This is a genomic window from Psychroserpens luteolus (assembly GCF_021032705.1).
GTDB classification, from domain to species: Bacteria; Bacteroidota; Bacteroidia; order Flavobacteriales; family Flavobacteriaceae; genus Psychroserpens; species Psychroserpens luteolus.
Genome location: NZ_JAHVXI010000008.1, coordinates 41,457 through 55,030 on the forward strand (window position 1 = coordinate 41,457; position 13,574 = coordinate 55,030).

13 protein-coding genes are annotated in these 13,574 nt (G+C 33.9%); all 13 read left to right on the forward strand.

What is annotated here, in order from left to right:
• The first annotated feature begins 11 nt into the window (after window positions 1-11).
• The 13 genes from KWG70_RS16620 to KWG70_RS16680 all read left to right on the forward strand — a co-directional run bounded on the left by KWG70_RS16620 (window position 12) and on the right by KWG70_RS16680 (window position 13,568).
• On the forward strand, window positions 12-1,064 hold the full coding sequence (locus tag KWG70_RS16620) for a glycosyltransferase family 4 protein (RefSeq protein WP_230937168.1): 1,053 nt from the start codon (window positions 12-14) through the stop codon (window positions 1,062-1,064).
• A gap of 1 nt (window position 1,065) precedes the next feature.
• Window positions 1,066-1,998 (forward strand): glycosyltransferase family 2 protein, encoded by a 933-nt coding sequence (locus KWG70_RS16625; RefSeq protein ID WP_230937169.1) that lies wholly within the window; start codon window positions 1,066-1,068, stop codon window positions 1,996-1,998.
• Between the two features lie 58 nt (window positions 1,999-2,056).
• On the forward strand, window positions 2,057-2,701 hold the full coding sequence (locus KWG70_RS16630; protein ID WP_230937170.1) for a class I SAM-dependent methyltransferase: 645 nt from the start codon (window positions 2,057-2,059) through the stop codon (window positions 2,699-2,701).
• Window positions 2,702-2,712: 11 nt separating this feature from the next.
• Window positions 2,713-3,441, forward strand: a complete 729-nt coding sequence (locus KWG70_RS16635) for a glycosyltransferase family 2 protein (protein WP_230937171.1) — start codon at window positions 2,713-2,715, stop codon at window positions 3,439-3,441.
• 45 nt (window positions 3,442-3,486) lie between these two features.
• Entirely contained in the window at window positions 3,487-4,056 is a 570-nt protein-coding gene (locus KWG70_RS16640; protein WP_230937172.1) for an L-threonylcarbamoyladenylate synthase, read from the forward strand.
• Window positions 4,057-4,080: 24 nt separating this feature from the next.
• A complete protein-coding gene (locus KWG70_RS16645; protein WP_230937173.1) occupies window positions 4,081-5,505 on the forward strand; it encodes a CCA tRNA nucleotidyltransferase in 1,425 nt (474 codons plus the stop codon).
• The gene (locus KWG70_RS16650; protein WP_230937174.1) at window positions 5,502-5,954 is read left to right on the forward strand and encodes a GNAT family N-acetyltransferase; all 453 of its coding nucleotides are present in this window, start codon (window positions 5,502-5,504) and stop codon (window positions 5,952-5,954) included. The genes KWG70_RS16645 and KWG70_RS16650 overlap by 4 nt, the downstream gene beginning before the upstream one ends.
• The gene (locus KWG70_RS16655; protein ID WP_230937175.1) at window positions 5,955-6,971 is read left to right on the forward strand and encodes a COX15/CtaA family protein; all 1,017 of its coding nucleotides are present in this window, start codon (window positions 5,955-5,957) and stop codon (window positions 6,969-6,971) included. It begins immediately after the preceding gene.
• A gap of 38 nt (window positions 6,972-7,009) precedes the next feature.
• Window positions 7,010-7,528: a plasmid pRiA4b ORF-3 family protein gene (locus KWG70_RS16660; protein WP_230937176.1), complete on the forward strand. Its 519-nt coding sequence runs from the start codon at window positions 7,010-7,012 to the stop codon at window positions 7,526-7,528.
• Between the two features lie 12 nt (window positions 7,529-7,540).
• Window positions 7,541-8,119 carry a HupE/UreJ family protein gene (locus tag KWG70_RS16665; protein WP_230937177.1) on the forward strand — a complete coding sequence of 193 codons (579 nt, stop codon included), beginning with the start codon at window positions 7,541-7,543 and terminating at the stop codon, window positions 8,117-8,119.
• A gap of 114 nt (window positions 8,120-8,233) precedes the next feature.
• Window positions 8,234-9,130: an ABC transporter ATP-binding protein gene (locus tag KWG70_RS16670; RefSeq protein ID WP_230937178.1), complete on the forward strand. Its 897-nt coding sequence runs from the start codon at window positions 8,234-8,236 to the stop codon at window positions 9,128-9,130.
• Between the two features lie 55 nt (window positions 9,131-9,185).
• A complete protein-coding gene (locus KWG70_RS16675; RefSeq protein ID WP_230937179.1) occupies window positions 9,186-10,010 on the forward strand; it encodes an ABC transporter permease in 825 nt (274 codons plus the stop codon).
• Between the two features lie 129 nt (window positions 10,011-10,139).
• Entirely contained in the window at window positions 10,140-13,568 is a 3,429-nt protein-coding gene (locus tag KWG70_RS16680; protein WP_230937180.1) for a T9SS type B sorting domain-containing protein, read from the forward strand.
• The last annotated feature ends 6 nt before the right edge of the window (window positions 13,569-13,574 follow it).

Here is a 13,574-nt window from a genome sequence, read left to right on the forward strand (position 1 = left end):
CATAAATTATAATGCCACAACAAACGGTTTATATCTTACATAAAAATGGTGCAGATAGTCACTATACAGGATTACAGTTTTTACTTCAAAAAGAAGGTATAAATCTTGAATACAGAGAGTTTTCAGTATTGAGTAAGTTGTTTAAGTCGCTTACTAAATTTGATTTCAAATTATTTAGAAAACAATTGGTGAATGCAGCGTTCATGATAGGTCTTCTTTTTTCGAAAGACAAGAAAGTTGTTTTAGGTATCGCGCCTTTTGACTCTAAATTAGGTGGATTATTGAATTACTTGAAGAAACACCAAGTATATTATCATACCTCATGGACATTTTGGGATAAATCCTTTCATCCAAAAACAAAGAAAAATTCTCCAAAGGTTTTTAATACGTGGAAACAGTTTCTTGAAGAAAAAGTCTCACATATTTTTGCTGTAACGCATCAAAGCAAATTACAGCTACTTGAAAATTATACACTTGAAGATAGAAAAATTAGTGTGGTTTATCATGCGATAGATAAAGCATTCACAACTAAGATAACACCCAAAAGAAAGCGACAAAGTTTTGTGTATTTAGGTAGACTTGTACCGCAAAAAGGAATTGAAGAAATTCTTGATTTTTTTGCCAAAAATGAGAAATGCTCCCTAACTGTCATTGGTAAAGGCCCTCAACAAAACTTAGTTGAAGACCACGCTAGTTCTTATAAAAACATAACGTATTTAAAACATACGTCAAATAAAACGATGCTAGCCGAATTACTAAGCACTCATGAATATGTGCTTCTTAATTCTAAAAGAAATAAAAAATGGGAAGAACTATTTGGACTAATCATCATTGAGAGTATGGCTCAAGGTTTAATTTCTATTGCACCAGATCATTCTGGTCCTAAAGAGATCATTTCAGAAGATATAGGTTATATCTTTAATGAAGGTCATTTAAAGGACACTTTAGACTATGTCACAAGTTTAAATGTATTTGATACGACTATGTCTGAAGCAGCTAAGAAAAAATCTGTATTTTATCTACCAGAAAACATTGCTAAGCATTGGCAAGCTATATTAGAATAATATGATTGATGTAAGTTGTATTTTAATAAACTATAATACGTCTCAATATACTATAGACTGTATCAAGTCGATAATTGACAATACTCAAAACTCGATTAGTTATGAAATTGTGGTCATTGATAATGCCTCTCGTTTTGAAGATTATAGCATATTAAAAACACAAGTGGATGAATTAAATGCCAAGCAAGTAAAGCTTATTAGAAGTAAGCTCAATGTTGGTTTTGGCGCAGGTAACATGTTGGGTGTTCAGTATGCCGAACCTTGTAAATATTATGCATTCATAAACAATGACACGCTACAAGTAAGTGAAAACTGTTTATACCATTTAAAAGCGTTTATGGATCAAACAACTGATGCTGGCGTATGTTCTCCTCAAATGTTGGACGAACACAAAAAGTTTAGAGTAACTATAGATCATTTTTCATCTATTCAGCGTGAAATTTTAAGAAGACCCTTACTAGAAACATTATTTCCATCTACCTATCTCAATCGCAAAAAAACGTACGATAAGCCTACAAAAGTGCATTATGTTCAGGGGTCTTTTATGTTTATAGATGCAAAAGACTTTGATGATATTGGTGGTTTTGACACTAATTTATTTCTGTATTACGAAGAATCTGATGTAAGCAGACGACTTTTAAAACAAAAGAATAAGTTTACCTACTTAATACCTGATCTAGAATACATTCACTACAAAAGTGCTAGTATAAAAAAGAACATACATATAAAAATAGAGCAAAAAATCGCATTGTTGTATTACATAAAAAAGCACTTTGGATGGCTACATCACAAAATTCTAATTGTTTACTATTCTATTCGCTATTTTTTCACATCGATTATAAAACCTAGCTATTGGAAATTATTTTATATTTTTTTAATTGGCGCTCCATTATCAAAATCACTAAAACAGCGACAAAAAATTAATCAGCACTAACTAACTAACTAACTAACTAACTAACTAACTAACTAACTAACCATCAATAAAACATTAAATGGATTATAACAATAAATCGAACACTTACTATAAAAATGAAAGAGAGGAAATGCTTGAGTTTTTCCCTACCGATGCCAAGACGGTTTTAGATATTGGTTGTGGTGAAGGTGCTTTTGCCTCAGTTATCAAGGAGAAGTATCAAATTGAAACTTGGGGAATTGAATACATGAAAGCTCATGGCAAAGAGGCAAAAAAAACTCTAGACAAAGTTTTTATCGGTCCCTGTGAAGACTTTATTGAAGACCTTCCAGAAGACTATTTTGATGTTATTTATTGTAATGATGTTCTTGAACATCTAGTGGATCCATACTGGGTTCTAGAAAAAATACAATCTAAATTGACAGACAAAGGCATCATTATTAGTTCAATACCTAATATGAGATATCACAGTGCATTAAAAAAGCTTGTTGTCAACAAGAGTTGGGAATATGAACGCAGTGGTGTCATGGACAAAACACATTTACGTTTTTTTACTAAAAAAAGTATCAGAAACATGTATGAGCGTTTGGGTTATGAAGTAGTCACTCATAAAGGTATAAACAAAACTGGGTCAATAAAACCTTACTTATATAATATTCCATTATTGTTTACAGCTACAGATATGTTTTATGTACAGTATGCAACTGTAGCAAAAAAAGCATAATTTTATGTGTCATGAGAAAGTTCAAAAATATTTTTGCAAAATTATTTAGGGCATTATTTGGTAAAACGCCAAGTGATTTCAAGAACATTCCTATTTTCATAAATAACTATAATCGATTACCTACAATTCTAAAACTTATTGAAGCTTTAGAAAAAAGAGGCTATACTAACATTCATATTTTAGATAATCAATCTACCTATCCGCCACTTCTTGAATATTACAAGAACACGCCTTATAAAGTACATTTCCTTGAAAAAAACTTTGGCTCTAAAGCGTTTTGGAAAAGTGGATTATGGCTAAAATTCGTAACATCATATTATGTCTATACAGATCCTGATGTTGTTCCAATAGAAGACTGTCCAGATGACTTTTTAGAATACTTCTATTCGTTGTTAAAGAAATACCCTAAAGCTCACAAGGTAGGTTTTTCACTCAAAATAGACGATCTCCCTGATACGTATATCAACAAAGAAAAAGTTATTGAATGGGAAAGTAGATACCATAAAGACACCATAGAGGACAATGTATTTATAGCAGCAATAGATACCACTTTTGCCCTTTATCGTCCTTTTTCTAAGCTTGGACAACGCGATAATAGAACGTTGACATTGAGAACTGGAATTCCGCATCAAGCAAGACACTTACCTTGGTACATTGACAACGAGAATCTTGATGAAGAAGAACTGTTCTATATCAATTCTATCGAAACGAGAACGGGTTGGTCTAGACAAAACAAGTAAATCAAAAAAAATCTCGAAATTTGCATCTTGTAAATTTAAATCATAGTGAGCATATTTGATACCGAAATAGAAAACGCCTTATCAATTCTTAAACAAGGGAAATTGATTCTCTATCCTACAGATACTGTTTGGGGAATTGGTTGTGATGCATCAAATTATGAAGCTGTAAAGAAAGTCTACAAGCTCAAACAAAGAGCAGATTCTAAAGCACTCATATGTCTGGTCAATAACTATTCTATGTTAGAGAAACATGTTGATAATGTACCTCAAATGGCATATAACATTTTAGATATCGCCGTAAAGCCAACCACAATTATTTATGATAATCCGGCTGGTGTTGCAGAAAATCTAATCGCTAATGACAATACTTTGGCTATTAGAGTTGTCAAAGATAAATTTTGCGAACAACTCATTAAACAATTAAAAAAACCTCTGGTCTCAACTTCGGCAAATATTAGCGGTCAGCCTACTCCAAAATCATTCAAAGAAATAAGTGAAGAGATTTTAAAAGGTGTGGACTATGTCGTAAATTTGCAAAGCGAAAAAAGTGATATAAAACCATCGTCAATTATCAAACTAGGAAATGATGGTTCTATAAAAATCATACGAGAATAAAACTTGCGTCGAGCAATTTTAATAATGAATTATAAACAAGCACTAAAACATCCCATTTTTGCGGTTATTAGCAAGTCTGCTCAAGAATTAGGAATCGATAGTTATGTTATTGGTGGTTTTGTTCGTGATTTCATTTTAAATCGTGGTGAACACAAAGATATTGATATTGTTGCCATAGGAAGCGGTATCGCTCTCGCTAAACTAGTGGCTAAAAACTTGCCTTCTCAACCAAAAGTTCAGGTGTTTAAAACCTACGGAACTGCTATGTTAGTGCATGACGGAATGGATATTGAATTTGTTGGAGCACGAAAAGAATCATATTCTAAAAACAGTAGAAATCCAGTTGTTGAAAACGGCACACTACAAGATGACCAAAATAGGCGTGATTTTACAATAAATGCCATGGCCTTAAATTTATCTGAACAGCACTTCGGAAATTTGCTAGATCCTTTTAATGGCATTCAAGACTTAAAAGATAAAATCATACGTACACCTTTAGATCCTGACATTACTTATAGTGACGACCCTCTGAGAATGATGCGTGCAATTAGGTTTGCTACCCAACTCAATTTCACTATTGAATCTAAATCGCTTCAAGCCATATCAAAAAACAACGACCGTATTACCATTATTACTAAAGAACGAATCGTAGTTGAGCTTCATAAAATTCTTGAAAGTGATAAGCCCTCAATAGGATTTTTGCATTTAGAAAAAACAGGGCTATTAGATCACATCATGCCTGAGCTTACAGCGCTTAAAGGTATTGATGAAGTTGAAGGTCAAACACATAAGGACAATTTTTATCACACCTTAGAGGTTGTTGATAATATTGCCAAAACAACTAAGAACTTATGGTTGCGTTGGGCTGCACTACTCCATGATATTGGCAAAGCTCCAACTAAGAAGTTTAGCAAAAAAGTAGGCTGGACGTTTCATGCGCATGAATTTGAAGGGGCCAAAATGGTATACCATTTATTCAAACGTCTAAAAATGCCTTTGAATGACAAAATGAAGTTTGTTCAAAAAATGGTATATATGAGTTCTCGCCCTATTGTTCTTGCTCAAGACATCGTCACAGATTCTGCTGTGAGACGCTTGGTTTTTGATGCTGGAGATTATGTCGAAGACCTAATGACCTTGTGTGAAGCAGATATTACAACTAAGAATCCAAAAAAATTCAATAAGTATCATAACAATTTTAAAATTGTTCGTCAGAAAATTGAAGAAGTAGAAGCTCGTGATCATGTACGTAATTTTCAACCTCCAATTTCAGGAGAAGAAATTATGAAAACCTTTAATTTAAAACCATCAAGAGAAATTGGTCAAATTAAAGAAGTAATCAAAGAAGCCATTTTAGAAGGCGATATTCCTAATGAATATGAGGCCGCATATCAACTTATGCTCAAAGAAGGTGAACGATTAGGACTCAAAGTAAATTCTCAATTATGATTAAAATCATAAGAACAGATTCAAAAAATGAAGATTTTAGCAACCTGATAAAAGAGTTGGATGCCTATCTAAAGGTGACTGATGGGAATGAACATGAATTTTACAATCAATTTAATGGTATTGATGTCTTGAATCACGTGATTCTTGTTTATGACCAAAATGAAGCTGTTGCTTGTGGCGCCTTCAAAGAATTTAACACCTCTAGTGTTGAGATTAAACGCATGTATACTAAACCACAAACGAGAGGTAAAGGTTTAGCCTCGCAAGTGTTAAGCGCTTTAGAAACTTGGGCTCATGAACTAGGCTATACAGCTTGTGTCCTTGAAACAGGAATACGTCAAAAAGAAGCTGTTCAATTCTACAAAAAAAACAATTACACTAATATTCCAAACTATGGTCAATACATAAATATGACCAATAGCTTGTGCTTTGAAAAAAAACTAGTCTAAATGAAAAAGGATAATAAAAAAGTCATCTATTGGTTACTTATTGGCTGCGTTCTAATCTTTATAATGGTTATTGTTGGAGGTATTACCAGATTAACACATTCTGGATTATCTATATCAAATTACAAGCTCATCTCTGGCACTATTCCTCCTATGAATGACGTTGAATGGCAAGAAGCCTTTGATCTTTATAAACAATACCCTGAATATCAAAAATTAAATACGCATTTTGACCTACAAGATTTTAAGGATATTTATTTCTGGGAATGGTTGCATCGCGTCATTGGCAGATTTATAGGACTCGTATTTATTATCCCTTTCTTATATTTTTTAATACGAAAGCAATTAACCAAGCCAACTATCAAAAAAAGTATCGTTTTATTAGCTCTTGGTGCTTTTCAAGGCTTTCTAGGTTGGTATATGGTTAAAAGTGGCTTGGTCGATAATCCCGATGTAAGCCATTATCGTCTTGCCGCTCATTTAACAACGGCGTTTCTAACATTTGCTTTTACATTTTGGGTCGCCTTAGATTTAATCTTTCCACAGAAAAAAGAGGTTGAAAAAAAACTAAGAAACTTCATAAGAATCGCTTTAGTCGTTTTAATATTACAAATTATCTATGGGGCATTTGTAGCTGGTTTAGATGCAGGTTTTATGCATAACCATTGGCCAATGATGAGTGAAGGTAAGTTTATTCATGAAACTGTATATACCGAACACCAACCATTGTATAAAAACTTTATTGAAGGTAGAAGTGGTGTACAGTTTGCTCATAGAACTTTAGCATATATTGTTGTGATTTTTATTGTTGGTATTTGGATAAAAACTAAAAAGCTAGACCTATCAAAATATCAAGCAATCGGTGTTAAACTGCTATTAGCCACCTTAGCTATTCAATTTATTCTAGGTGTTCTTACTATAATATATACTGTTCCTGTTTGGTTAGGGGTGTCGCATCAAGCTGGAGCATTCTTGCTTCTTTCAGCTATGGTATTTACATTACATCGTTTCAGTAAATAATTTAAAAAAAGCATACCTTTGCGCTATAATTAATTACCATGATTTACAGATTTAGAGTCATACTTGATAACGATACTGAAGACGATATTTTTAGAGATATTGAAATCCGAGAAACGGATTCACTTGAAGATTTACATAACACTATCACACAGTCTTTTGGTTTTGACGGATTAGAAATGGCCTCATTTTATGTGAGCAACGATGTTTGGGAACAAGGCGAGGAAATTTCGATGTTTGACGTGAGTGAAGGAGCAAATGCCGTGAGAACCATGAGTGAAACCATTCTTAATGATATTGTACACGAAGCCCAAACAAAATTGATTTATGTGTATGACTTTTTAAACATGTGGACCTTCTTTGTAGAACTTGCTGAAATTGTAGATGAAGCTGAAGGTGCCGACTACCCAAACCTCATGTATGTTCATGGTCAAATTCCTGATACCGCTCCTGAAAAAGCGTTTGAAGCTGAGGATCTTGATGATGATTTCAATGAATTAGATGATGATATTGATGTAGGCGATTATGATAATTTAGATTTTGACGAAAACTGGAATTAATACATTTAGAAAATGAATGAATTTTGGGATTTTTTAGTCGAAGGTGTTAATCATATTCTTGATCCTGAAGGTCTGGATCATTTCTACTTTATTCTCTCATTTTGTATCCTTTATACGTTTAAAGACTGGAAAAAAATTCTGGGACTTGTAACAGCATTTACTGTAGGTCATTGCATTACACTTTTTTTATCAGGTCTTAATATTGTAACCATTAATACAGATGTCATAGAATTTCTAATTCCTATTACCATTTTATTGAGTTGCCTCAATAATTTTTGGATACTTCTAAAAGATAAATCATACAAACCTCAACTGTCTATAACGTACCTTATCTTATTGGTATTCGGACTCATTCACGGACTAGGATTCTCAAATTACATCAGGCGATTTATTTTTGAAGACGAATCTATCGTTTTGCCGCTACTTGGCTTTAATGTTGGTATCGAATTGGCGCAGCTACTCATTGTTGCTGGCTTTCTATCAGTTATATCTATCATTGCTCTTATTGCTAAAAAGCATACGAAGTGGATAAAACTAAGTGTAAATTTAATTATTACCCTATTGGTTTTAAAAATGTTATTTTTAGATTAAGAAGCATAGATTTAGATGCTGCAAATCATTTTTGTAACAAATCTAATTTATAGTCGTCATATTTAAATAATCAACCATTGCAGATCTTTGTGCTGCAAAAAAATCAATCAAATTTTGGAATCAATTTTAACCATTAACAATCTCACCAAGAAATTTGGGTACTTAACTGCTGTTAAAGATTTATCATTTACCATAAACAAAGGTAATGTCTATGGCATCTTAGGACCTAACGGAAGTGGTAAATCAACCACACTTGGAATCGTTTTAAATGTTGTCAATGAAACTGCTGGTGACTTTCACTGGTTTGATGGCAATGTCTCGACTCATGATGCTCTAAAAAAAGTAGGCGCTATTATTGAGCGACCAAATTTCTATCCGTACATGACTGCGCACCAAAACTTAAAGCTAGTTTGTAAGATCAAAGGCGTAGACTACAGTAAAATTCAAGAAAAACTTGAAGTTGTTGGACTTTTAGATAGAAAAGACCATAAGTTCAAAACCTATTCTTTAGGTATGAAACAACGTTTAGCCATCGCTTCTGCTTTACTAAACGACCCAGAAATTTTAATCTTAGACGAACCAACAAATGGTCTCGACCCTCAAGGAATTCATCAAATACGACAAATCATAAAAGATATTGCCAACAACGGTACAACCATACTTTTAGCATCTCACCTTCTCGATGAAGTTGAAAAAGTATGTTCTCATGTTGTGGTCTTGAGAAAAGGAGAAAAACTATACTCTGGACGCGTTGATGAAATGATTTCTAGTCATGGCTTTTTTGAACTCAAAACTGAAAAGCAGGATGAATTAATCCACCTTTTGGAAAATCATAAATCCTTCGGAAATATAAAAGTTGAAGACACTTTAATCACAGCGTTTTTAAATGATCCGATGGATGCAGAAACCTTCAATAAGCTGATGTTTGATAAAGGCATCATTTTATCTCATCTTGTTAAACGTAAAGAAAGCCTAGAAGAGCAGTTCTTACAATTAACAGACAATAACTAATCATCAATCAAAAGCAGTTCTGAAGTCGCTTCAGAAACTATAAAAACCAACCACCATGTTAAGATTATTACAACTAGAACTTCAAAAATTACTGCTCAATAGAGCGAGTAAGGTTCTTATTTTTATATCATTTATTTTACCATTTTTTGTCATTATCCTATCATCACTACGAATTAACTTTTTTGGCTTTTTCGTACTAGAATTAGGTGACTACGGATTGTTCAATTTCCCAATCGTATGGCACATTACCACATTTTTTGCTTCGCAATTCAAATTCTTTTTTGCTATTGTCGTCGTCAGTATGATCGGTAACGAATATAGCAATAAAACACTCAAACAAAACCTCATCGACGGGTTGAGTAAAAAGGAATTTATTCTGTCAAAATTCTATACCATTATATTTTTCTCTGCGGTTGCTACCATTTTAATATTCCTCATTTGCTTATTCATCGGGTTATACTACTCTAGTATCAATGAAGCGCATTTAATTTTTAGAGAAACCGAATTCTTATTTGCTTACTTCTTAAAATTAGTTGGTTTCTTCAGCTTGTGTTTATTCTTAGGAATGCTCGTAAAACGTTCGGCGTTTGCCTTAGCATTCTTATTTGTACTCTATATTCTTGAATGGATTATTTTTGGACTAATAACATGGAAAGCTAATGTTGATATTGCGGAGAAAATTCAAAATTTCTTCCCATTAAAATCAATGTATAAGCTAATTGATCAGCCGTTCCAAAGAATCGCAATTTCTAAAGCGCCTAATGGTCAAGAGTTTTTATACGACTTCGCCGTGCATTGGCATGAGATCGCAATTGTATTAGCTTGGACAGCCTTATTTATCTTTTTATCGTATAGATTATTAAAAAAGCGAGATTTGTAATATCTTTATTGGCTTAGGTGTCTATTATTTTATAGGTTTTGGTTTGATAAGTTTTCCGAAGAAAAAGTAGGAATTCCAAGCTTGAAACTGTTTAATAACTGACACTTCTAGGCTAATTGCAAATATTACATGAAAAAGAAATCCGTTTTAATCCTTATAACGCTACTTTTTGCTACCCTCACATTTGCTCAGCAGGAAGCCACTAACTGGGCTTTTGGCAATAATGCTGGATTAGCTTTCGATCTTGGTAATGGAACTGTAACACCTACAGTAACTGATATAAATACAAATGAAGGGTGTTCTAGTATCTCTGATGAAAATGGAAATTTGTTATTTTATACTGACGGCCGCACCGTTTGGAATAGCAACAATCAAATTATGCCTAATGCTGACTATTTTGGTGGTACTGGTTTATTAGGAGATCCATCTAGTACTTCTTCGGGAGTTATTGTTCCTCATCCAACTAACAACAATCTATATTATATTTTTACGGTTGATGAACCTCACCATAATAATGCTTGGGCTTTTCCAAATCAAGGACCAGCAGATCAAAATGGAAACCCATTAGATGTATATCATGAGACCTACGGTGATTTTCAAACAATTCCTAATGATGATGACGGATTTAATAATGGATTCAATTATTCATTAGTAGATATGACTCTTAATGGTGGATTAGGTGATGTTGTGGATACCGAAAAAAATGTGCATCTAGTTACTTATGATATCACTCAACCAGATCAAGAACTCTATAAATGTGCTGAAAAAATAACAGCAGTACAAGGTTCAGATTGTCAATCAGTTTGGGTCATAACCCATTTTGTAGATACATTCTATGTTTTTAAAATAGATAGTTTTGGTTTTACGAACACAACACCTATGACCTCTCAATTAGCTCCTAATATTACAACACAAGGTTATCGACGTAATGGCATAGGTTATATTAAATCATCTCCAGATGGTACTAAAATTGCTGTTTGCCATGCTCAAGACTCACAGCTCCCGAGTGATGATAATAGTCAACCACAAACAGGGAGTTTTTGGTTATACGATTTTGATAATGCCACAGGTCTTGTTAGTAATCCTGTAAATCTAATATCCAATGTCCAAACTTATGGAACAGAATTTTCTTCCGATTCTAAAAAACTTTATGTAACTACTGGCACTATCGTAAGACAATTTGATCTTGATAATAATAATGCAGAGACCATAGTCCATCAAGGGACGCAGTTTATCTCGTCTATGCAATTAGGACCAAATAATAAAATATATGTAAGCAATTCGGAAAACACTGGAACTCTAGATGTTATTGAAAACCCTGAAGAGCCAGGTACTCTTTGTAATTACAATAGTTTTGCACAACCTCTTGCCTTAGGTACTAGTGTTACTCTAGGTTTACCTCCTTTTATCACTTCTTTCTTTACGGAAAGAATCAACATTATAGATAATAATCCTGATGTGATTTTAACCGAATTATCTCTTTGTAATGACCAGACTTATACCCTAATAGCCGATGACATCTCAGGAGCCACCTATACTTGGACATTAGATGGCAATCCACTATCAGAGACTGATTTTGACCTAGAAATCTCTACACCTGGGTTTTATACTGTACGTATTGATAATATTCCTAATGACTGCAATAGAGAAATATTTGGGGAAGCCAATATTGGCTTTTTCGAAATTCCAGTTGTTAGCAATCAACCGCAAGATATTGTTGTTTGTGATAGCAGCGAAACATCTCAGTTTGATCTCTCGGTTCAAGATGCTGATATTTTAGGTATGCAAGATCCTAATCAATATACTGTGCATTATTATACCTCACAGGATGATGCAGATGCCAATGAAAACGAAATTACAGGTTTGTTTGAAAATACCGAAACACCTCAAATCATTTATGCTCGCGTCGACAACAATGATAACCAAAACTGTTTTGCAACCACCTCTTTTACCCTAAGTGTTTTTATAACACCATCTATCCTCACATTAGATGATATTATGGTTTGTGACACCGATTTTAATGGTAATAATATGGATGGATTTACCAACACTAATCTTCAAGATTTAAATGTAGGTATTTTGGGTCCGCAAGATGAGACACTCTATACTATTTCATACTATCCTTCACAGCAAGATGCCGATGATAACACCAATGCTCACTCAAGTATATATACCAATACAACACCTAATGTAGAAGAGATTTTCGTACGTATTGAAAACAATGCCAATACCGATTGTTACAGTACAGATTCGTTTATTCTTACAGTGAACAACTCTCCTGATGCCATTGACGCTACGCTCATCCAATGTGATGAAGATGGGATTCCTGAAGGCTTTACCATTTTTGACCTTAATCAAGCTTTTGATGATATTACTGGCGGTGTTCCCGATAGAACGATTAACTTCTATGTATCGCTTTCAGATTTGGAAAATGATGAAGATGAACTCAATGCTGATGCCTTTGAAAATTATTTCAATCCGCAAACTATCTATGCGTTAGTAACCGATACATCGACTGGCTGTATTAATATTGCCGAACTCACTTTGGAGACCAGTTCTACAGCCTCTAATAATGCTGTTTTGGAAGTCTGTGATGATGATGGTACCGAAGATGGATTTTATAATTTCAACCTCTCTAATGCGCTTGATGATATTCTCTTTGGATTACCTGCCGATCTAGAGGTGACCTTCTATGAAACCTATGAAGAGGCACTAATCGAAGACAATCCTTTAGGTAATAACTTTACCAACACAACTCCTTATGCTCAAACCATTTATGCACGTGTTGAGAATATGAATGCTTGCTTTGGAATTAGTGACATTCAACTTACCGTATTTGAACTCCCTAATATTGTCATTCAAGAAGAAGTCTTTTACTGTCTTAATAATTTCCCTGAAACCATTACCTTAACTGGTGGTCTTATTGATGACACACCTAATAATTATTATTACGACTGGTCTACTGGTGAAGATGAATTTGAAATTCAGGTCAATGAACCTGGCATCTATACGGTTAGAGTAACCTCTACAGATGGTTGCTTTAAAGATAGAACCATTACAGTATCGCCTTCTGATATTGCTACATTTACCAGTATTGAAGTGACCGATGCCACATCCAATAATTCCATTTCTGTTTTTGTGTCTGGTGACGGCATTTATGAATATGCGCTAGACGATCCTAGTGGACCATACCAAGAGAGCAACGTCTTTGAAAATGTAAGCTTTGGATTTCACACAGTGTATGTTCGTGATATTGAAAATGATTGTGGCATTGTTGATGAGATAGTTTCCGTAATTGGATTCCCGAAATTTTTCACGCCTAATGGAGATACCTATAATCAATTTTGGCAGGTCAAGGGAATTTCAGCAGATTTTCAACCCAACTCACAAATATTAATCTTTGATCGTTTTGGTAAACTACTCAAAGAACTCGATCCGCTAGGTCCTGGTTGGGATGGCACTTTTAATGGCTTTAATATGCCATCTAGCGACTATTGGTTTGTAGTGACCTTAGAAGATGGTCGCGTATTTAAAAGTCATTTTGCATTGAAACGTTAACATAAA

Bases quoted from the DNA above. Each gene is read 5' to 3' on its own strand.
- KWG70_RS16630 (WP_230937170.1), top strand. From the start codon at position 2,057: ATGGATTATAACAATAAATCGAACACTTACTATAAAAATGAAAGAGAG.
- KWG70_RS16650 (WP_230937174.1), top strand. From the start codon at position 5,502: ATGATTAAAATCATAAGAACAGATTCAAAAAATGAAGATTTTAGCAAC.
- KWG70_RS16620 (WP_230937168.1), top strand. From the start codon at position 12: ATGCCACAACAAACGGTTTATATCTTACATAAAAATGGTGCAGATAGT.
- KWG70_RS16645 (WP_230937173.1), top strand. From the start codon at position 4,081: ATGAATTATAAACAAGCACTAAAACATCCCATTTTTGCGGTTATTAGC.
- KWG70_RS16675 (WP_230937179.1), top strand. From the start codon at position 9,186: ATGTTAAGATTATTACAACTAGAACTTCAAAAATTACTGCTCAATAGA.
- KWG70_RS16635 (WP_230937171.1), top strand. From the start codon at position 2,713: ATGAGAAAGTTCAAAAATATTTTTGCAAAATTATTTAGGGCATTATTT.
- KWG70_RS16660 (WP_230937176.1), top strand. From the start codon at position 7,010: ATGATTTACAGATTTAGAGTCATACTTGATAACGATACTGAAGACGAT.
- KWG70_RS16625 (WP_230937169.1), top strand. From the start codon at position 1,066: ATGATTGATGTAAGTTGTATTTTAATAAACTATAATACGTCTCAATAT.
- KWG70_RS16665 (WP_230937177.1), top strand. From the start codon at position 7,541: ATGAATGAATTTTGGGATTTTTTAGTCGAAGGTGTTAATCATATTCTT.
- KWG70_RS16680 (WP_230937180.1), top strand. From the start codon at position 10,140: ATGAAAAAGAAATCCGTTTTAATCCTTATAACGCTACTTTTTGCTACC.
- KWG70_RS16655 (WP_230937175.1), top strand. From the start codon at position 5,955: ATGAAAAAGGATAATAAAAAAGTCATCTATTGGTTACTTATTGGCTGC.